General features: G+C 72.4%; 18 protein-coding genes. 10 read left to right on the plus strand and 8 right to left on the minus strand.

Translation table 11 applies throughout. From position 1 onward, the window contains the following. Window positions 1-298: 298 nt before the first annotated feature. Entirely contained in the window at window positions 299-1063 is a 765-nt protein-coding gene (locus tag AB0J10_RS17875; RefSeq protein WP_363062569.1) for a glucose 1-dehydrogenase, read from the minus strand. Window positions 1064-1164: 101 nt separating this feature from the next. Between AB0J10_RS17875 and AB0J10_RS17880 the strand changes: the two genes are divergently transcribed. After that, entirely contained in the window at window positions 1165-2163 is a 999-nt protein-coding gene (locus AB0J10_RS17880) for an NAD(P)-dependent oxidoreductase (RefSeq protein WP_363062571.1), read from the plus strand. Window positions 2164-2219: 56 nt separating this feature from the next. On the opposite strand, the gene AB0J10_RS17885 is transcribed toward AB0J10_RS17880, so the two are convergent. The 4 genes from AB0J10_RS17885 to AB0J10_RS17900 all read right to left on the minus strand — a co-directional run bounded on the left by AB0J10_RS17885 (window position 2220) and on the right by AB0J10_RS17900 (window position 6841). Continuing rightward, the gene (locus tag AB0J10_RS17885; protein WP_363062573.1) at window positions 2220-3449 is read right to left on the minus strand and encodes an acyl-CoA dehydrogenase family protein; all 1230 of its coding nucleotides are present in this window, start codon (window positions 3447-3449) and stop codon (window positions 2220-2222) included. A gap of 50 nt (window positions 3450-3499) precedes the next feature. Beyond that, window positions 3500-4987 carry an FAD-binding oxidoreductase gene (locus tag AB0J10_RS17890; protein ID WP_363062575.1) on the minus strand — a complete coding sequence of 496 codons (1488 nt, stop codon included), beginning with the start codon at window positions 4985-4987 and terminating at the stop codon, window positions 3500-3502. 467 nt (window positions 4988-5454) lie between these two features. Further along, window positions 5455-6099 (minus strand): ScbR family autoregulator-binding transcription factor, encoded by a 645-nt coding sequence (locus tag AB0J10_RS17895; protein WP_363062577.1) that lies wholly within the window; start codon window positions 6097-6099, stop codon window positions 5455-5457. A 514-nt stretch (window positions 6100-6613) separates the two neighbouring features. Beyond that, a complete protein-coding gene (locus AB0J10_RS17900) occupies window positions 6614-6841 on the minus strand; it encodes a DUF5133 domain-containing protein (RefSeq protein ID WP_363062579.1) in 228 nt (75 codons plus the stop codon). Window positions 6842-7207: 366 nt separating this feature from the next. Between AB0J10_RS17900 and AB0J10_RS17905 the strand changes: the two genes are divergently transcribed. The 3 genes from AB0J10_RS17905 to AB0J10_RS17915 all read left to right on the plus strand — a co-directional run bounded on the left by AB0J10_RS17905 (window position 7208) and on the right by AB0J10_RS17915 (window position 9210). Then, window positions 7208-7483: a DUF6343 family protein gene (locus AB0J10_RS17905; RefSeq protein WP_363062581.1), complete on the plus strand. Its 276-nt coding sequence runs from the start codon at window positions 7208-7210 to the stop codon at window positions 7481-7483. Between the two features lie 53 nt (window positions 7484-7536). Next, the gene (locus tag AB0J10_RS17910) at window positions 7537-8595 is read left to right on the plus strand and encodes a YihY/virulence factor BrkB family protein (protein ID WP_363062583.1); all 1059 of its coding nucleotides are present in this window, start codon (window positions 7537-7539) and stop codon (window positions 8593-8595) included. Between the two features lie 300 nt (window positions 8596-8895). Further along, window positions 8896-9210, plus strand: coding sequence for a hypothetical protein (locus AB0J10_RS17915; RefSeq protein ID WP_363062585.1), 315 nt, complete (start codon window positions 8896-8898; stop codon window positions 9208-9210). Between the two features lie 142 nt (window positions 9211-9352). Here the strand turns inward: AB0J10_RS17915 and AB0J10_RS17920 are convergent, their stop codons facing one another. Then, window positions 9353-10267, minus strand: coding sequence for an AAA family ATPase (locus tag AB0J10_RS17920; RefSeq protein WP_363062587.1), 915 nt, complete (start codon window positions 10265-10267; stop codon window positions 9353-9355). Window positions 10268-10269: 2 nt separating this feature from the next. Next, on the minus strand, window positions 10270-11478 hold the full coding sequence (locus tag AB0J10_RS17925) for an RNA ligase (RefSeq protein WP_363062589.1): 1209 nt from the start codon (window positions 11476-11478) through the stop codon (window positions 10270-10272). Between the two features lie 437 nt (window positions 11479-11915). Here AB0J10_RS17925 and AB0J10_RS17930 point away from each other — a divergent pair, with 437 nt between their 5' ends. The 4 genes from AB0J10_RS17930 to AB0J10_RS17945 all read left to right on the plus strand — a co-directional run bounded on the left by AB0J10_RS17930 (window position 11916) and on the right by AB0J10_RS17945 (window position 14475). Continuing rightward, the gene (locus tag AB0J10_RS17930; protein ID WP_363062591.1) at window positions 11916-12338 is read left to right on the plus strand and encodes a DUF350 domain-containing protein; all 423 of its coding nucleotides are present in this window, start codon (window positions 11916-11918) and stop codon (window positions 12336-12338) included. 352 nt (window positions 12339-12690) lie between these two features. Continuing rightward, window positions 12691-12891 carry a hypothetical protein gene (locus AB0J10_RS17935; protein ID WP_093661412.1) on the plus strand — a complete coding sequence of 67 codons (201 nt, stop codon included), beginning with the start codon at window positions 12691-12693 and terminating at the stop codon, window positions 12889-12891. Window positions 12892-13107: 216 nt separating this feature from the next. Continuing rightward, window positions 13108-14004: a SigB/SigF/SigG family RNA polymerase sigma factor gene (locus AB0J10_RS17940; protein ID WP_363062593.1), complete on the plus strand. Its 897-nt coding sequence runs from the start codon at window positions 13108-13110 to the stop codon at window positions 14002-14004. Window positions 14005-14127: 123 nt separating this feature from the next. Then, complete coding sequence (locus AB0J10_RS17945; protein WP_363062595.1) at window positions 14128-14475, plus strand: PRC-barrel domain containing protein; 348 nt, start codon at window positions 14128-14130, stop codon at window positions 14473-14475. Window positions 14476-14700: 225 nt separating this feature from the next. On the opposite strand, the gene AB0J10_RS17950 is transcribed toward AB0J10_RS17945, so the two are convergent. After that, on the minus strand, window positions 14701-15129 hold the full coding sequence (locus AB0J10_RS17950) for a CBS domain-containing protein (protein ID WP_363062597.1): 429 nt from the start codon (window positions 15127-15129) through the stop codon (window positions 14701-14703). A 341-nt stretch (window positions 15130-15470) separates the two neighbouring features. Between AB0J10_RS17950 and AB0J10_RS17955 the strand changes: the two genes are divergently transcribed. Next, on the plus strand, window positions 15471-15737 hold the full coding sequence (locus AB0J10_RS17955; RefSeq protein WP_363062599.1) for a DUF6381 family protein: 267 nt from the start codon (window positions 15471-15473) through the stop codon (window positions 15735-15737). A 118-nt stretch (window positions 15738-15855) separates the two neighbouring features. Further along, on the plus strand, window positions 15856-18180 hold the full coding sequence (locus AB0J10_RS17960) for a SpoIIE family protein phosphatase (RefSeq protein WP_363062601.1): 2325 nt from the start codon (window positions 15856-15858) through the stop codon (window positions 18178-18180). Window positions 18181-18230 lie beyond the last annotated feature (50 nt).

Genomic DNA, 18230 nt, shown 5'->3' on the forward strand with positions numbered 1-18230 from the left:
CCCCAGCGCTTCTGCTCGCTCGATCACACCTCCCGACCACACCGCTCCCGAGGTCCAGCGCATCGGCTCACCACAGGTACGAGCCCGGTCGACCGCCCGCAACGGGCCCCACCTCGTCGCCGTCGTCCGCTCGGCCACCCTGCACCACCGCAGCATCGAGCAACCCGATCCGCCGGCGCGGTGCGTGAGCCGTCGCCACGTCTCCGGCGGAACGGGTCGCTCGACTCCACCTCACCCCTGACGATGCATCCCGGTACGGGATGCATCGTCAGGGACGTCCGGCGGGTGGGGAGTCGTCTCAGCGGACCGTCCAGCCGCCGTCCACCGGCAGCGTGGCGCCCACGACGAACGACGAACGGTCGCTGCCGAGCCAGGCCGCGGCCTCGGCGATCTCCTCGGCCTCGGCGATCCTGGGCAGCAGCGCCGCCCCCAGCAGCCGTCCCTCGGCTTCGGGGTCGCTTGCGATCCAGCCGTCGATCATCTCGCTGTGCGTCGTTCCCGGGGTAATCGCGTTGACCCGGATGCCCTGCGCGGCGTATTCGGCCGCGGCGGCTTTCGTCAAACCGAGTACGGCGTGTTTGGAGGCGATGTAGGGCGCTGCGACAGGAGTGGCGACAAGGCCCGCCGTACTGCTGGTGTTCACAATGGATCCACCGTGCTCAAGCATTGCGGAGATCTCATGACGCATACAGTTCCAGACACCTCTCACATTGGTGTCCATAATCATGTCGTAGATTTCTTCCGGCATGCTGTGCATCGGAATTTGCGCAGCACCGGCACCGGCATTATTGAAAGCAACATCAAGCCTTCCGAAGCGTCGCACCGCATGCTGCACGGCGGCGGCCACTTCGGCGTCGCACGCGACGTCGGCGACCACATAGTCGGCTTCGTGCCCCTGCTCTCGGAGTTCAGCGACGAGCGCGGCGAGTCTGTCCTCGCGCCGGGCCACCAGGGTGACGGTCGCCCCCTCCTTGCAGAAGACCCTGGCGGCCGCAGCACCGATTCCACTGCTGGCCCCGGCGATAAGCGTGTTCTTGCCTGCCAGAATTCCATCTCTTGTCATGTCGGAACGCTATCAGAATTTCCACCTCTGCCAGGTCGCACCGGAATGCAGGAGCTGACTCTCGGACGGTGGTCGGTATGCCGCCGGAAAGGCACGCAGGAATGACTCGCAGACGCATACTCATAACCGGCGCCACGGGATTCGTCGGATCCCGTGTCGCCGCCCTCCTCTCGACCGGCGACGCGACGGGCTCCTCGCCCGCGATCAGGCTTCTCGCCCATCGGAGACGACCCCGGCTCGGCCCCGGCGTCCGGACCGAGGTTCGGTCCGGGAGTCTGGACCGGCCCGACTCCCTGCGCGGCATCTGCGACGGGGTGGACACGGTGCTGCATCTGGCTTCGAAGATCGGCGGCACCCTTCGGACCTGTGCGGAGGTCAACGACGGGGGCACGGCTGCGCTGCTCGCGGAAGCCGAGCGGGCCGGGGTCCGCCGGGTGATCCAGCTGGGGACCACCGCCGTGTACCGGGACGGTCGCCATCTCTGCGCACGGGAAGACGAGTTGGCGGTCGGACCGACGACGGCGACCAGTGTGACGCGGCTGGCGGGCGAGGAGCGGGTGCTCGCCTCGGGCGGGCTCGTGCTGCGGCCCCACCTCATCTACGGGGACGGTGACACCTGGGTGGTGCCCGCGCTCGCCGAGTTCCTGAGGGTGGTGCCGCACTGGGTGGCGGGCGGCCTGGCGCGCATCTCGGTGATCGGGGTGGCCGACCTGGCCCGGGTGATCGCGGCGCTCGCGGTGCGGGATTCCCTGCCGGTCGGCGAGGTGCTGCATGCGAGCCGCCCCGAGCCGGTGCGGGTGCGCGCTCTGATGGAGGCGACCGCAGCCGCCCTCGACCTGCCGCTTCCGCAGGGTGAGTTGACCCGGGCACAGGCGGCCGAACGGCTCGGCGCGGCGCGCGATGCGACGTGGCGGCGCAGGCTGTCCCTGCTCACGGTCGACCACTGGTACGACAGCTCCCACCTGTGGAATCTGCTCGGCATCAGCCCTGCCCTGGACTTCGCCGCGGACTTCGCCGAGAGCGTGCCGTGGTACCGGGCGTCGGCCGGCCTGTCGCCGCGTCGGGCTGCCGCCCCGGGTGGTGTGCTCGCCGGGCAGTGAACCCCGCACCGTCGCCGGTGAGCCGGCGCCGTCGGCCCGGCGGCCCTCGGCACGGCTCACCCGACGACTCCGACGCTGTACGGGTTGTGCGGGGTGCCACCGAGCAGTTGGGCACCCACGGACTGGATGACCTGGTCCTGCGCGATGACGTGCTGGCACATGGTGTTGAGGTCGCGCAGCCAGCGGTCCAGGGGCGAAGGCCGGTAGACGGCGGCGGTGGCCATCAGGTCGAAGAGCCGGGCCACGACGGACCGGGCGGTCCGGAACGCGCCCACCCGGGCGAGCACGGTCGCGGCCTGCTGGTCCGGGGTCGGAGTGCCGCCGCACCGCAGGATCCTCCCCTGGTCGCGCAGGCTCCCGTACACGGCGTACCGCGCGGCGGAGAGATCCATCTCGGCCTCGGCGACGGTCATGTGGACGCGATAGCTCTCCGACCACGGTGTCCCCGTCGGCCGGTCCCAGCGGGTGGGTACCAGTTCGCGTACATGGTCCAGAGCGGCCCGCGCCACCCCGAGCGGCACACCGGGCATGTTGCGCAGCACCGCGTCGGGGCCCGGTGTCACACCGCCGGGCCGCCGTTCGGCGAAGCTGAACGTGTGCTCCTCGGGAACGAAGAGGTTCTCGACCCGGTAGTCATGGCTGCCGCTGCCGGCCAGTCCGGTGCTGTGCCAGGTGTCCATGATCTCGAAGGCAGTCACGGGCGCCACGACGATCCGCCAGTGCTCGGGGGCGCCGCGCGGACCCGGCTCGGGCTCGCCGTCACGGGTCACCAGGACACCGCCCACGACCCAGGCGCTGTGGGTGATGCCGCTGCCGAAGTGCCAGTGGCCGCCGACCCGGAAGCCACCGGGTACCCGCTCGGCCCGTCCCATCGGCATGATGGCGCCCGCCGTGATGGCGTCGGGGTCGGTGAACAGGCCGCGGGCGACGTCTTCGTCGAGGTATTCGGCGTAGATGGGAGTGTCCATACCGATCATGGCGCACCACGCGGCCGAGGCGTCCCCGTGCGCCAGTGCCTCTATCACCTCGGTCTGCTGGACCGCGTCGAGCTCTGGCCCTCCCCGCGACCTGGGCAGGGCCATCCGGAACACGCCGGTCGTACGCAGCATCTCCACGACGTCGGAGGGCAGCCGACGTTCCCGCTCGATCTCCTCGGCGCGTTCGCGGAGCCTGGGTGCGGCCTGCTTCGCCCGCGCCAGGATCTGCTCCGCGGTGAGGCGGTCCACCACCGTTCGGGACTCGGACTTCGGGACGTCGGGGACGTTCGGGATGTGAAGCAGACTCATCGGGGGCTCTCCCAGCGTGAGCACGGGCACGGGCGGCGATGTGAGACGGGTCAGGCGTAGCGGCCGGGCGCGATGGCACGGTGGGGGTCGAGCAGCTCCTTCAGGCGCCGGGCGAGGGCCCGCGCCCCGGGGTCGGGGGCCAGCCGGTCGGCCCAGTCGGTGTGTTCGATGCCGAGCCGGTACGGGGCGAAGCCGGCCGCGGCGAACAGTTCGTGGAGCCTGTCGAGCGCCCGATGGGCACGCTCGACCGCCGCGTCGTCGTCGCGGTCGAACCTGATCGTGATGACGCAGTCGACGACATCGGCGTCGAGGGCGTTGGCGGTACATCCGCAGCGGACGCCCGTCTCGGCCCGCACCTGGGCGAGCAGTTCGTCCGCCCGGGCGAGGTCGGGGCCGGTGAAGGGCACCAGGGGCAGGAAGAAGAGGAATCCGCCGTCCTGGTCGAGGCGGGCTGCCGAGGCCCCCGTCTTGGTCTCGAACAGGCCGTCCGCGGCGTCGGGTTCGCCGGCATAGGCCCGCTCGACCCACCGGGCGACCTCGTGGCGCGGACCGTCGGGGTCGGTGGCGTCGGTCGAGGAGACGTCCTGGAACAGGCCGGAGCCGGCGGCCTCCTCCGTGACGATGCGGGTCAGCGCATCGACCGACCGCCGGGTCCCGTCGACGCACACGTGCGCCAGACGGAGCCCGGGCGGACTGCCGTACGCGCGCGCCGCCGCCTCGTTGTAGATCTTCACCACACCCCTGGCCAGGCCCTGGCTCACCCAGCTGCGGATCTCGGCGGCGACCTGCCCGAGCGCCTCGGGCCGGAAGTCGAGCCGGATGACCCGCAGGGCTTCGGGGCGGGGCAGCAGACGTACGGCCGCGGCGGTCACCACCCCGAGGTTCGACTGGACGAACAGCGGCAGCAGCGAGGGGCCGAGCCCATGGGCGTACACGGGCGTGGTCCTGCCCGGGGCGGGCCACCAGCCCACCCGTATCAACTCACCGCCGGGCAGGGCGACTTCCAGTCCCGCCAGATCGTCGACCCGTTGACGTCGCAGGCCGACGCCGCGGTCCAGGGCGTTGCCGACGACGCTGGTGTGGGCGGACGAGGCCGTGAGGTTGAGCATCCGCCCGGTACCGGCGAGCCGTTCGGCGAGACGGACCTGGGTCACTCCGGGCTCGAGCACGGCCCAGCCCCCGGCTGTGTCGAGGGCACGGATCCGGTCGAGTCCGGCGAGGTCCAGTGCCACGGCTCCGTCCCGCGCCGGCTCCCGCGAGCCCAGGCCCCAGTTGCCGCCGGTGCTGAAGGCATGCAGCGGCGGCAGGTCGTCGTCGGCGAACAACTCGACGAGGCGGCGCACCTCTTCGGCCGTACGCGGCCTGACGACACCGGCGACCGCGCGGGAGCGGTAACGGCTCGCGTTCGGCCCGAGCCCGGCCGCCAGCGGGGTGACCCGGTCGGCGCCCACCACCTCCGCCGCGATCTCCAGGCCCGTTCGGCGGTGGCGTGCGGACGGCGCTTCGCGCTCGGTCTCTTCGGTGCGCAGAACAGTCATGGGAGCACCTCGGGGCACCTTCGTCGCTGGTTGAAGCCTTCCGGGGCCGGCAGCTCTCCGCGTGAACGGGCATCCGGCCGCGGCGGGCGCACCCGGACGGTGCACGCTCACTCCGCCGAGGTCCCGCGCCGTCGCCGACTCTAGACGGCGGCGAGAGCCCGCTCTCGCGTGGTCGCGCACGCCTTCTGCGCACTTCGCGCACCGGCCTCAGGCGCGGGGGCCGGAGCCGCGTCGGGCTGGGTTCGCCCGGAGGAACCCGGCCGGCGTGACACTAGTGCCGCGTCAGGCAGGTTTTGCCCCGTCGCGACGCCCGGCACGGCGACTCGCGGCGTTGCCGAATCAACAGAGCGGACCCACCACGAGGTCGATCCGGCGCCTTGCGATCCCTCCCCTCGGCCCGGCGGGCCTGGGGAGACCCCAGGCACCGGCCGCCGCTCCTCGACGGCCAAACCCTGCCTGACGCGGCACTATGCCTCGCGCTCCGCCATCAGGCGACGGCCGAGGTCCGGGGAGATGTCCAGTTGCGCGAGAGTCTCCGGCGTGGCGATCAGGGGCATCAGGATCGAGTACAGGTTCGCGATCCGCTCCTCCAGGTCGGCCCACCCGGTCATCACTCCGGACATGATCTGGACACCGGAGAAGACGCCGACGAGGAGTTCGCCGTACATCCTCACATCGACGTCCGGCAGCAGCTCGCCGCGCTGCTTCGCCTCGTTGAGCACCTCGGTCTGGAAGTCGACCCATGCCTGATACGGCGGCCGCCGGTCCAGATCGCTGCCCTGGTCGATGGAGAGCCGGATGCTGCCCTGCAGCAGAGTGTCGAAGTGGAGCCGGTGGGCGACCAGCAGAGCCGAGTCCACCGCCTCCTGCAGCTTCACCTCACGTGTGTACCCGGGCAGATGACCGGTCTGACTCACCATCTGCGTGTCCAGGACCTCCTGGGCCAGCTGCTCCTTCGAACTGAAGTGGAAGTAGAAGGCTCCCTTCGTCATCCCTGCTCGCTGGTAGACGTCGGAGATCCTCGTCGATCCGTAACCCCGTTCCGCGAACACCGCGCCCGCGGCCTCGAGAATCGCCTGCCTCGTCCTGACCGCACGCTCCTGCTGTGCCATGCGGACTCCCCTCTTGCCTGCCGCCGCCTGGTTCCGGCGGACCGTGCTGTTTCCAGGAGGCCAAAACAAACCCGCAGGCACGTATCTTACTGCGTGCAACCACCTCGGGGCCAGTCGCGCGATGGCGGGCATCCACCGAGCCGCGCAACCTTCGACCCTACGGCCGTTTCGCCGGGCGACTCCGCCCCCCACAAGGCGGTAGCGATCATGACACAACCACACACCGTGACAATTTCTTCGCGAACAGCGCACACCCCCGACCCCGGTCCCGTCGGCGTCCCCACGGTCGCATCGGGATTCCGGTTCGCCGGAACAGCCTGCCTGTCCGGCGTCCCCGGGGCGACCGCACCTCACGGCGGAGCGCCCGGTCGTATGCGCTCCGAATCCAGTGCCCGCGGGACCGCCTCCACGACGTGAGCCTCCGTGCGCGAGGTGCGGAGGCGCCTGCCCCGCCCAGCGGCACCGATGGCGTCGGCCCAGCCGTGCCGGACCAGCGCCGGGGCCTCCGGGCCGGTCAGGCGGTGAGAACCGAGTCGTCCTCCGGGCGCGCGCCCGGGAGATGGAAGCGCGCGGCGATCAGCGCCGCGTCGACGTCGCTCGTGCCCGTGGACACGCACAGGGTGTACGCCACGTCCTCCATGCGCCGTCGCACGGGCTCGCTGCCGTTCTCGGCATGCAGGAGCCGGAGCGTCTCGTACTGTTCCACGAGGTTGTCCAGGACCGCAGGGTGTGCCATCAGCATCGAAAGTCGCCTCGCTTCGGCCGGAGGACCACCGCCCCGGTGCCGCGGTTCGCACCTGCCGCGACCGGCGGAGGAGCCGGCGAGCCGAAACCGGGCTCGACCCGTGCCTCCGCGGTCACCGGCCGCACGCGGCAAGCAGTTCCCTTTACGGTACAACCGCTGTCGGCCACCCGTGCGGTCGTCGCTGCCCGTGTCACCAGGGACACGGATGGAGACGCCCCGGCGCGGGGACCGTCCCGCACGATCCCGCGCCGTGTCGGCCCGCTCCGACCGGGTACTCGCGGAACGGGGGCGGAACGAACCACGCCGCGGCGATGGCCCGGCGATCGGCTCGGAACCCGGTCCAGCGGGAACGCGGGAGGTCACATGTCACACAGGAGCGGAACGGAGCCCGTCACCGCCCGCAGCGCGCTGACCCTGCGCCTGGTGCTCTCACTCGTCGCCGTGCCCGTCTTCGTGGCGGGTACCGTCCTGTTCGCGGCCTGGGCGGGAGCGTCCGGCCCCCTGGACTCCCCCGCCCCGGCCGTGCTCGTGGCACTGGCCGTGGCGTGCGGCGTCCTCACCCTGGTCGCGGCGGTTGACCTGCTCGTACTCGGGCGGCGGCTCTCGCACGGGAAGCACGGTGACCGGCACACCGGGTGATCGTCTGAGCGATGTCGCCGTTTGCAGTCCAGAATGCCGGTTATTCGCCGGGTATGACACGCACGTCAGGGCAGGCGGACGACGCGGGACGCGGACCCGGGCACCAGGCCGGGGACGTTGAGGACCGGGACCGCCACGGTCCGGCGGAGGCGGTGCGGCGCCGTGCGCCGGACGAGCCCACCGGGATGCCGCGGAGGTCCTGGGCGGCCGTACTGCGCGGCACGGTCAGGGAGTTCCGCCAGGACGATCTGGTCGACCGGGCCGCTGCCCTGACCTACTACGGAATCCTGTCGCTGTTCCCGGCCCTGCTCCTCCTGGTGGCGCTGCTCGGTGCCGCGGGAGAGCGGCTGACCACCCAGATCCTCGGCATGGTCAGACAACTGGCCCCGGGTGCCGCACGCGAGATCCTGACCGGCGCGGTGCAGCAGTTGCAGGGGCGCACGGGGCTCGGATCGGCGCTGGCCGTCATCGGTCTGGTCACTGCGCTGTGGGCGGCCTCCGGATACGTCGGGGCGTTCATCCGCGCGTCGAACACGGTGTACGACGTGCCGGAGGGCCGGCCGTTGTGGAAGATCGCGCCGCTGCGGCTGGGCCTCACGGTCGTGCTGATGGTGCTCGCCGTGGTCAGCGGCGCGATCGTCGTCGTCACGGGCGGTCTGGCCCGCAGGACCGGCGAGGCACTCGGCATCGAGGAGGCCGCGGTCACGGTGTGGTCGATCGCCAAGTGGCCGGTGCTCGTCGTCCTGGTCACCCTGATGATCGCGCTCCTCTACTGGGCGGCGCCGAACGCCCGCGGGCACGGCTTCAAATGGGTCACCTCGGGCAGTGCCCTCGCCGTGCTCATCTGGCTGGCGGCCTCGGGCGGGTTCGCGCTTTACGCGTCCCGGTTCGGCTCCTACAACAGGATCTACGGGACCCTCGCCGGCGTCATCATCTTTCTGGTGTGGCTGTGGATCAGCAACCTCGCCATTCTGCTCGGTCTGGAGTTCGACGCCGAACTCGCGCGCCGGCGGGCGATCGCCGGCGGACATCCGGCGGACGAGGAGCCGTACGTCGAGCCCCGGGACACCACCGCGTGGAGCGAGGAGGACGAGCGCCGGGCCGGATGCTGAGCGCTCCCCGGCGGGCGTTCGCCATGAACAGGGCCCGGAACGAGAGTCGCCCCGGCCCCCGGCGCACAAGAGCCGTTCCCCGAGCACGATGTGCATGCCGCGGAACGCTGGTGTGCCGGCTCGGAGGCCGGGGCTCCAACCCGCCGGCTGGACGCCCCGGAGCCGGCGCCCGGCGGTCCGTTCCGCGGCCGTAGGCCGCCGACCGGACCGCCGCGCTGCCGAAGGCCCCTCCCGTGTGGGCCCGTTGAGCGCGGGTAACCGCTCCGCGGACACCGGACCCCGACGAGAGCAGGTGACACCGTGGCGGTATCGACGGCGCGGACGGACGCGAAGACCCGGATCAGCGCGCGGGCGTCGACCGTCGCCGCGCAGGCCAAGGAGAAGGCGCTGCGGGCGACGGCGCGGACGCGCGGGAAGTCCGTCGCGGCCCGGGCCGCGAGGGGGCACGGGACGGTGGCCGTGGCACGGGACCTGAACGCCCGTACCGGGGAACGGGCCCGCGCCCTCGCCGGTGCGGCACGGCGGCGGCCCGGACCGGCCCTGGCGGCGGGCGGCATCGTCGCGGCGGGGCTGATGCTGCTGGCCGGAGCACGGCGCCATGGGAGGCGCCGTTGACCTCCGTTGCGAGGAAACGCCGTTGACCTCCGTCAGGAGGTGCCGCCGCACGCCGTCCGTACGGCGACGCCGCCGTACGGACGGCTGCCGGGCGGGTGGGTCAAGCACCGGTGGGCGTCGGCGAGGCTCGTGATCACTACACCTAGAAGCTGCCGTAGTTGACCTGCCAGGTCGGCAGGCCCATTCGCCGCCAGACGGCCACGACACGGTCGCGGTCGTCGAGCGAGACGCGTACCGCGAATCGGCTGCGGACGTGGCGGTCGAAGAGTTCCGCCTTCACGACGTCGTCGCGCCGGTGGTCGCCGGCCGCGCGCATCCACAGCTCGTCGTAAGGCACGTCGTACCGCTCCAGCCACGCCTCCGTCCGCTCCCTGTGCTCCTCGCCGCGGCCCGAGAGCAGCACGATCACATCGCCGTCGGCGCGGCGGAAGGAGCCGAGCGCGTCGCGGACCGGCGCATTGAGCAGGTCCTCCCCGCAGCGGGTGAAGTCGTAGGGCCCCCGGTCGCCCCGCAGGGCGAGGGTGCCGTCGATGTCGCACATCACCGCCGTCGGCAACGCGGGGTCGGCGGCGTACGGCCGCACCGCCGGCTCGTCGTTCAGCCACTCCGCGGTCAGCCGCCAGCCGCCCCTGGTGGCCTTGATGTGCTTCTCGGCGAGGATCCGGATGATCTCCTCACCCACCGCCCGCTCCCGTCCGGCGTCACGCCGGACGCACTCCTCCACGGGGACGCCGGTGAAGTCGTGCACGACGAAGGTCGCCTGCCCGGCGACCGCTGCCTTCAGCCGCTTGGGGATGTGGGGCGTGAGGTGGGTGTTGTCCACGACGACGTCGAAGCCGCCCTCGACGGCCGCCCGCACCGCGGCGTCCTGGATCGCCAGAACGGTCTGCTCGTGGGCGTGCGACCGGCCCCGCTCGGGCGCCGGCACGTCGAGCATCCGCCGCAGGTCGTCGAGGTTGACGCGGCGCATCCGGCCCTCGGCACCGGCCTGCAGTTCGCGGGCGGCGGTGGTCTTGCCCGAGGCCGGGAGGCCGGTCATGACGTGTACTACGGGCACTTTCAGTTCTCCTCGTCGGACGTGAACGGGTCGGACGCCTCGGGCCGGACGGACCGGTACGTCATCAGCTCGGTGGGACGGCCGTCCAGGCGCTGGAACATGGCGGGCCGCACCGCGGGGTCGGGCAGCGTCCTCGCGGCACGGGCGAACGCGCCCCGGTCCCCGGCGAGATGGGCGATGGAGCGGTAGGCATCGTCGATGGCGCGCTCGCGCTCCGCCACCTCGGTGTCGATCCGCGCGATCACCTGCCGCACCCAGGCGTCGAACTCGTCGGGCACCTGCTCCAGCAGCGCGTCCAGGGGTCTGCCGCCGGACGCCTCGATGTCGGCCGCGGAGCAGTTGAGCGCCTGGGCGAGCTGCTTGACGGGACGCCCGGCGAAGCGCTGGATGCCGTGGCCGCGCCAGATGTCCCGCTCCGTCACGCCGGTGAGCACCTTGTGGAGCCGTACGTACTCGGCCAGTTTGGCCTTGGCACGGACTCCCGAGGCGAAGCGCAGCACGAATCCCTCGGCGTCGGTTCCGGTGGCCTTCCGGCCCCCGGGGAGCCGGTTGGACTCGGCCAGCGCCAGCAGTTCGGCGAGCGGCATGGCCGGCCAGACGGTCACGACGGAGCCGATGGCCTTCCAGTCGGCGGCGGCCTCGTCCAACGGGACCTCGCCGCCGTCCTCGGCGAAGGCGGCGAGCAGCACCAGGTCGCGGCGGTCCCCGTAGTCGACGACGATCCGGTTCTGCGGGTACAGGATCTCGGCGAGGTAGGTCACCCCGGGCACCAGCGAGGACGTGTCCCTGCCGTCGAGCAGCCGCTGCGCCCAGGTGGCCTGGGTGCTGATGAAGGAGCCCTTGGACGCGACATGCCAGCGGCCCGCGTAGTGGAACACCACGGCGAGGCTTCCGTCGACCTTGTCGTACACCTCGAACGGCTCGTCCGGGAGGGCGGGGGCGTGGGGCAGACCGGCCTCGTGCTCACCGACGTTGAAGAACTTCGGCAGCGGCAGGGCCACCACCTCGCCGGTCACGTCGTCGGCGACGAGACCGCGGCAGCGCGTGGTCACCCGGTTCCACACCCGCTCGTACTGGCACGTCCTCGTGTAGGTGTAGATCGACAGCGGCAGTCGGGGGTGACCCTTTCGGGTCACGTGCCCCGCGTCGATGGCCTCCGCCAGTTCCTGCGGCGGCAGCAGCTCATGGAGAGTCAGGTTCGCCCGGCTCATGCGTCCTCCCGTTCGTGAGCCTTGATTCTCGGCTGCGGAAGGCGTACTTGCGTACTGAATTAGCGCCCGGGCCCGTGGTGGAGACGCAGGTCACGGGCGAGCCGGTGCCGGTTGGCCGGGCACGCGCGGCCGTCTCCGGGGGCGCCGACGAGGGCGGGACCCACCGCCCGGTCGGCTCCCTGCCCTGGCATGCGGTACTGCGTGCCCTGCGCGCCGCCCCGCCCGGCCGCACCGGTGTCGAGTGCCTGCGGGCCCGCGGGCCCGGGTGCGCGGCCCGGGCGGGCTCCGCCGTCCCCGGTTCGCGGAGCCGCCACCACCGGTGCGGCGTTCTCCCCCGCGTGCTCAGGCCCGAGTCCGTCGCCGCCGCGATGCGCGTGCGATACATTTTGCCGCGCCTTGACCACGATCATTCTCGGACGACGGAGACTGCCTTCCCCATGACGGACATAGTCAACGGACTCGGCCGGGCCACCGCTTACGGTGCCCTCGGCGTCGTGCTGCTGGTCCTCGGCATCGTGCTGGTGGACGTTCTGACGCCCGGCAGGCTCGGCCGCCTCATCTGGGAGGAGCGCAACCGGAACGCCGCGGTTCTGCTGAGTTCGGCGCTGCTGGGGATCGGCGGGATCGTCTTCACCTCGATCTGGACGACGTACGACGACTTCGGCAAGGGGCTGGCGTCGACGGCCGCGTTCGGCGTGCTGGGTCTGGTGCTGATGGCTGTGGCGTTCTGGGTGGTGGACCTGGTGACCCCGGGCAAGCTCGGGGCGACGCTGGTGGAGCCGGAGCCCCACCCGGCGGTCTGGGTCACGGCGTCGTGCAACCTCGCGGTGGCCGCGATCGTCTCGGCGTCGATCGCCTGACGGCCCGGCCGACGGCGGGGACACACCTGCGACGGTCCGGCCCGGCCGGGGTCGCTCCCCGCATCCGCCCGGCCCGGGGAGAGTGCCGGACTCGCCTCCGCCCGACCCGGGGGGTGCCCGTCCCGCATCCGCCCGGACGCCTCGCACCACCCGGTCCGGTACGGCCCCGGCGAGGGACGGACGAGCCGCGGACCGACCGGACCCGCATCCGGTCGGCCCCTCGCGCGGTGTGACCGTCCGCTCACAACGGGCCGGATTCCCGGCTCGTTTCGCCTGCCGGGCTGCACCGGGCCGGATACCGCGTGATGCTGGTATTCAGTCCCCAGCTACGGGATTCGCCCGGAGGCAGATCATGAAGCAGGACAACACAGGAGAGCAGCAGCCCGAGAGCAGGCAGCGGCCGGTTCAGCTCTTCACCGGATCGGAACGGCCCTTCGACCCCGAGGACCTGGTGATGGCGTCCGGCCGTGAGTGCACGCCCGAAAACGTGGCCCGTGCCCGCAAGGAGATCGCCGAGAAGGGTGCCGCCGCGCTGGAGCGCTACCTGCCCTGACGGCGGCCCCGTTCACCTCGCCCGCCGCCACGCACGGTCGGCGCCCGCTGACCGCGCGTAGGCTCATCGCGACTTCTCGGGCGTTCGGGCATCCCATCGACGACGCCCGAACGCCGAATGCGTCAAATAGGCACATTTGGGTATCAGGCCGACAGAGCCCGACCGACGGTCCCGCCACAGCCGGTGGCGCCGGCCCCCTTCCGTCGAAGGACGCTCATGTCCAGCTTCCCCATCACCCGTGACCCCGACGTCGGTGCCGCCCGGCCGAGCCGGCCGGCGGCGCTCGACGACCTGCCGGAGATCCCGGATTTCCGGACCGTCAGCGCGCTCGACGCGCGCTCCCTGTCGCTCGCCCTGTTCCAGCGGCTGCGCACGCTGGAGGAGGGCTCGGCGGAGTACTCGTACGTCCGCAACACGCTGGTGGAACTCAATCTGAGCCTCGTGAAGTACGCCGCCGCCCGGTTCCGCGGCCGCAGCGAGCCGATGGAGGACATCGTGCAGGTCGGCACGGTCGGCCTGATCAAGGCGATCAACCGCTTCGACGTGGAGCGCGAAGTCGAGTTCACCTCCTTCGCACTGCCCACCGTGGTCGGCGAGATCAAACGCTTCTTCCGCGACACCAGCTGGGCGGTACGCGTACCGAGGCGGCTCCAGGAACTCCGCCTGGACCTCGCCAAGGCGTACGACGTGCTGGAGCAGGACCTGGGCCGCGCCCCCACGGCGGCGGAACTGGCCGCCCACCTCGAACTCACCGAGGAGGAGGTCGTCGAGGGCCAGCAGGCCGCCAACGGCTATGTCGCCCGCTCGATGGAGCCGCTCGAGGACGACGAGAACGAGAGCCCCCTCACCCGCCGCCTCGGCCACGAGGACCCGGCCCTGGACGTCGTCGAGTGCCTGGAGTGCCTCAAGCCGCTGATCGCCCGGCTGCCGGAACGCGAACGCACCATCCTGTCCCTGCGGTTCGGGGAGGACCTGACCCAGTCCGAGATCGGCGAACGGCTCGGCATCTCGCAGATGCACGTCTCCCGGCTCCTGGCCCGCGTCCTGGCCGAGCTGCGCGCGGCGCTGCTCGCCGACGACGGCACACCGGAGCACGGAAGGCCGCGGCGCTGATGAGGCCGCGGCGCCGAGAGCGGCGCCGCCCCGCGCGCGTGCCGTCTGCGGCCGTGTGCTCCGCAGGGCCGGGCGGGTCGCCGGCCGCTCCCCCGCCCGGGCCGCTCAGGAAAGGACGACGCCATGGAAGCGGGCATATGGGGCTTCCCGGAGGGTTCGGGACACGCACCGGGCGCGGAACTCGTCGGTTTCCGCGTCGAGGCCACCGACGGGTCCATCGGCAGGATCGACAAGCACTCGGAGGACGTGGGCCGCAGCTACATCGTCGTGGACACCGGCCCCTGGATCTTCGGTCACCACAGGCTGATCCCCGCCGGAGTGGTGTCGCGCATCGACCGGGAACGGGAAGTGGTGCACCTCGACTGCACCAAGGAGCAGATCAGGGAAGCGCCGGACTTCGAGCGGGGACGGTACGACGACGCGGCCACCGCGCAGCTCATCGAGCAGCACTACGCGCACTGGCACCTGTGACGCGCGAGGCGTACGAGTTCGGTCAACCGGCGCCCGCGAGGCCGGGGTCGGCGGGCCGGAACGCGAACCGGGCGGCTCTCCGCGCCTTGGCCGGCTCGGGCGGCTCGGGCGGCCCTCGGCGCGCCACCTCCGCCGGCACGGGACGCCTGCCGACACGACACCTCCGCCGGGCCGGGGCCATGGTTCTCCGCCGGGCCGGGGCCCGTGGTTCCGCGTCCGCCTCGCTCAGGCGCCGTTGTTCGGCGGCGCGGCACTGATGCCGGCGAGGGCGGACCCCGGTTCACGCGCCCTCGCGAGGTCGCCCAGACTGACGACGCCGACCGGATGGCCGTCGTCCTCCACCACCGCGAGCCGGCGCACCCCGTGCTCCCTCATCGCCCTCATCGCCTGCGAGGCGTCCGCGTCCGGGCGCACCGTGAGAACGTCCGGAGTGCAGACGGACCGCACCGGCATGACGTGCGGGTTGTGCCCCATGGCCACCGACCGCACCGCGATGTCCCGGTCCGTCAGCATCCCGAGCAATCGGTCACTGTCCGCGACGAGGACGTCCCCGACGTCCATGTCACGCATCAGCCGGGCCGCCTCGACGAGCGACGCCTCGGGCGGGAGTGTCAGCACTCCGGCCGTCATCACGTCCTTCACCAGCTGCGTCATGACTCGCTCCCTTCCCTGACACTCCGCGCCTGCCCGGGTTCCTCCCGGTTATCCCGGGAAGCGCCGGAAGGGAGGGCCAGGGCACCGGCGTGAACGCCGTCGTACGGGAACCCGAGCACACGAGACCTCCGTCCGGGCCCGGTGCGCCGTCACCCCGAGTACGGGGGGCTCCCCCTCCGTCCCGGTGGGCGGCCGGCCTGGAGGGAGAGGAACGCCCAGGCGAAGGGCCACTTCGTCACACCGGGTGACGTCGTGCGGATGCGGGGGCGGCTCCGTCGTGTTTGCCTGGCAGATGGCCCCCGGCCCGGCGGCTCAGGCGTCCGGGCCCGGAAGGAGGAGCCATGAGCACAGCACGCGAACCGGTCAGGACGTCGGAGGAGCTCCGGTTCATGGCCGACGAGCTCACCCGCGGCGCGGAGCGCTGCAAGGACCCCGAACATCGTGAACGACTGCACCGCAGGGCGGAGGAGTTGCGCCGCCAGTGCGACACCGGCGAGGGCTCGGAGGAGAGGTCACCGGCGCACGCGAGGCAGGAGGCGTACCGACCCCAGCAGCACGGCTCCAGAGGGCCGCAGGGCCGCCGGACCGACCGGCCGCGTGGCACCTGACTGTCGAGGCGACGGCCGCCGGACCCGCCACCGGGTGCGGCGGCCGTCCGCCACCCGGCGGCCCGGCACCCGGGGCGTTGTGCACGGGTAGAATCCGGTTCGTCACGCTGGAGACGACATGACCATGTCCGAGCAGGGACCGGACGAGCCCGGACCCGACCCGCTGGCCGACGCGGTCACACAGCTCACCGCCGAACTCGCCGCGCTGCGCCGCGATGTCGCCCGCCGTCATCTGCTCGACCTGGCCTGCGGTGTGCTCGTCGCACGGCACTCCCTCGGCCCCGGCGAGGCGATGGACCACCTGGGCCGGCTGGCCGAGACCATGAACGTCGGCCCGGAGGACATCGCCGCCGACATCGTCAACGGCGCCACCGGCCCGTCCGGGGCGGCCGGCGGTCCGGCGCCCGAGGGGAGCACCGGTCCGCTGACGGCCTACGGTGCCGCATCGGCCGAGGCCGGCGAGGAGCGGGCCGAGGGCCGCAGGGCGCGGTTCGCCGAGGCCGCCGCCGATGCGGCTGCGCAGACGGGCGGCACGGTCGACGAGATCGCCGCGACCCTGCTGAACGGCGGAATGCGCCCGCTCGGCGCCCGCGCACTGTGGTTGTTCCGTCGCACGGAGACGGACTGCCTGCGACTGGCGGGCCAGGCCGGGGCGAACCCGCTGGAGGCGGCCCACTGGCGCTGGGTGCCGCCGGCGGCGGGCAGCGCCCTGCACCGGGTGCTGAACGACGGAACGCCCCTGTGGCTGCCCGACGGTACGTCCGCGGCCGAAGCGCTGCCGGGCCCCGCGCCCGGCTCCGCGCGGGCGGTGCTGCCGCTGCGGCAGCGCGGTGTGGTGACCGGGCTCGCCCTGGTCGACTGGCCGGGCCCCGTGGCTCTGGACGAGTCCGTCCGGCGGTCGCTGACCGGGCTGGCCGTTCCGGCCGCACGGATCCTGGACGCCGGTGCTCCCGGCACCCCCGATCCCGGAGTACTCGCCCCGCTGCTCGATCTGCTGACGCATCCCGCCATGGCCCTGCGGGCGGACCCGGAGAGCGGCACCCTGCACATCGAGCACCTCAACCGGCCGGCGCTGGACTCCGCGCGCCATGTGCACGGTCCCGCCGGCCGGCCGCTCGCCCAGGTGTTTCCGGCCATGCACGACGACCTCGTACGGCTCGCACGAACGGCCCGGGAGTCGGCGGCGCCGCAGCGGGTGGCGCGGGTGCCCGTCGTGCACCGGTCCGGCGACCCCGACCCGCTGCACGACGTACGGGTGCTCCCCGTCGGCCCCGACCGTACGGTGGTGTTCTGGCACGGTGCCACGAATCCCGAACTCTCCCTCAGCCGGGTGCTCGGCCGGCTGGAGAACCTGGCCGCGTTCGAGGACGACCTGATCACGGGCAGATCCCGGTGGAGCGAGCAGGCCTACCGGATCTTCGGCCTCGAGCCGGGCGGTTCCCCGGTGCCCCTGCGACGGCTCGCCCCGCATCTGCACCGCGAGGACACCGGCAAGCTCAACGAACTCCTGATGGAACTGACGCAGCGCCGGGAGGGCACCGACACCGTGGTGCGGGCGGTCCGCGAGGACGGCGGTCTGAGGCATCTGCGGATCGCCGCGGAACCGCTGCTGACGGGCGGAGTCCTCACCGGGATCACGGGCGTGTACCAGGACGTCTCGGCGCAGCACCACACCGAGATCGCGCTGAGCGCCACCTTCGACCGGCTGACCGCCGCACAGACCCAGGCCGCGCTGCGGCACCAGCTCGTCCTCCAGCTCCAGCAGGCGATCGTCCCGGAGGTGCCGGAACTCCAGCGACTGCCCGGTCTGCAGGTGGCGGCCCGCTACCGGCCGGCGGCCGAGGAGTACCGGGTGGGCGGCGACTGGTACGACGTGCTGCCGCTGCCCGACGGCAGGGTGCTCGTCGTCACCGGGGACATCGCGGGGCACGGCATCGACTCGGTGACGGGGATGGTGGCGCTGCGCAACGCCCTGCGCGGGCTCGCGTTCACCGGGCACACCCCGGGCCGGCTGATGGCCTGGCTCAACGAGGTCACGCTGCAGACGCACGGGCATCCGACCGCCACCGCCGTCTGCGGCCTGTACGACCCGTCGGACCGCTCGCTGTGCTGGGCCAGCGCCGGTCACCTTCCGCCGGTGCTGCTCCGTGAAGGGGCCGCCGATCTGCTCGAACCGCCGCGGAGCATCCTTCTCGGCGCGGTCCCGGCGGCCTCGTACCGGGAGACGGTGACGCGGCTGGAGCCCGGGGACACCCTGATGCTGTACACGGACGGGCTGGTGGAGAGCCGCCGCTCCGGTATCGACGAGGGACTGCACAGGCTGCGGCGGGCGGTGGAACGGCTGGCCCCCGCCGGACTGGACGAGCAGGCGGACGCGCTGCTGGCGGCGGTCACCGGGGACACCGACGACGACACGAGCCTGGTGGTCGTCCGGGTGTCCTGAGACATCGGGGACTGCCGCCCCGCTGCTCGCCGGCGTGTGAGGCCGTCGTC

This window comes from Streptomyces sp. NPDC049887 (genome assembly GCF_040656535.1).
Lineage (GTDB): Bacteria > Actinomycetota > Actinomycetes > Streptomycetales > Streptomycetaceae > Streptomyces.

What these genes read in the sequence shown, in the direction of transcription:
- AB0J10_RS17930 (WP_363062591.1), top strand. Translation starts at nt 11,916, where the DNA reads ATGACGGACATAGTCAACGGACTCGGCCGGGCCACCGCTTACGGTGCC.
- AB0J10_RS17940 (WP_363062593.1), top strand. Translation starts at nt 13,108, where the DNA reads ATGTCCAGCTTCCCCATCACCCGTGACCCCGACGTCGGTGCCGCCCGG.
- AB0J10_RS17875 (WP_363062569.1), bottom strand. Translation starts at nt 1,063, where the DNA reads ATGACAAGAGATGGAATTCTGGCAGGCAAGAACACGCTTATCGCCGGG.
- AB0J10_RS17945 (WP_363062595.1), top strand. Translation starts at nt 14,128, where the DNA reads ATGGAAGCGGGCATATGGGGCTTCCCGGAGGGTTCGGGACACGCACCG.
- AB0J10_RS17925 (WP_363062589.1), bottom strand. Translation starts at nt 11,478, where the DNA reads ATGAGCCGGGCGAACCTGACTCTCCATGAGCTGCTGCCGCCGCAGGAA.
- AB0J10_RS17900 (WP_363062579.1), bottom strand. Translation starts at nt 6,841, where the DNA reads ATGCTGATGGCACACCCTGCGGTCCTGGACAACCTCGTGGAACAGTAC.
- AB0J10_RS17950 (WP_363062597.1), bottom strand. Translation starts at nt 15,129, where the DNA reads ATGACGCAGCTGGTGAAGGACGTGATGACGGCCGGAGTGCTGACACTC.
- AB0J10_RS17955 (WP_363062599.1), top strand. Translation starts at nt 15,471, where the DNA reads ATGAGCACAGCACGCGAACCGGTCAGGACGTCGGAGGAGCTCCGGTTC.
- AB0J10_RS17895 (WP_363062577.1), bottom strand. Translation starts at nt 6,099, where the DNA reads ATGGCACAGCAGGAGCGTGCGGTCAGGACGAGGCAGGCGATTCTCGAG.
- AB0J10_RS17910 (WP_363062583.1), top strand. Translation starts at nt 7,537, where the DNA reads ATGACACGCACGTCAGGGCAGGCGGACGACGCGGGACGCGGACCCGGG.
- AB0J10_RS17935 (WP_093661412.1), top strand. Translation starts at nt 12,691, where the DNA reads ATGAAGCAGGACAACACAGGAGAGCAGCAGCCCGAGAGCAGGCAGCGG.
- AB0J10_RS17885 (WP_363062573.1), bottom strand. Translation starts at nt 3,449, where the DNA reads ATGAGTCTGCTTCACATCCCGAACGTCCCCGACGTCCCGAAGTCCGAG.
- AB0J10_RS17905 (WP_363062581.1), top strand. Translation starts at nt 7,208, where the DNA reads ATGTCACACAGGAGCGGAACGGAGCCCGTCACCGCCCGCAGCGCGCTG.
- AB0J10_RS17960 (WP_363062601.1), top strand. Translation starts at nt 15,856, where the DNA reads ATGACCATGTCCGAGCAGGGACCGGACGAGCCCGGACCCGACCCGCTG.
- AB0J10_RS17880 (WP_363062571.1), top strand. Translation starts at nt 1,165, where the DNA reads ATGACTCGCAGACGCATACTCATAACCGGCGCCACGGGATTCGTCGGA.
- AB0J10_RS17890 (WP_363062575.1), bottom strand. Translation starts at nt 4,987, where the DNA reads ATGACTGTTCTGCGCACCGAAGAGACCGAGCGCGAAGCGCCGTCCGCA.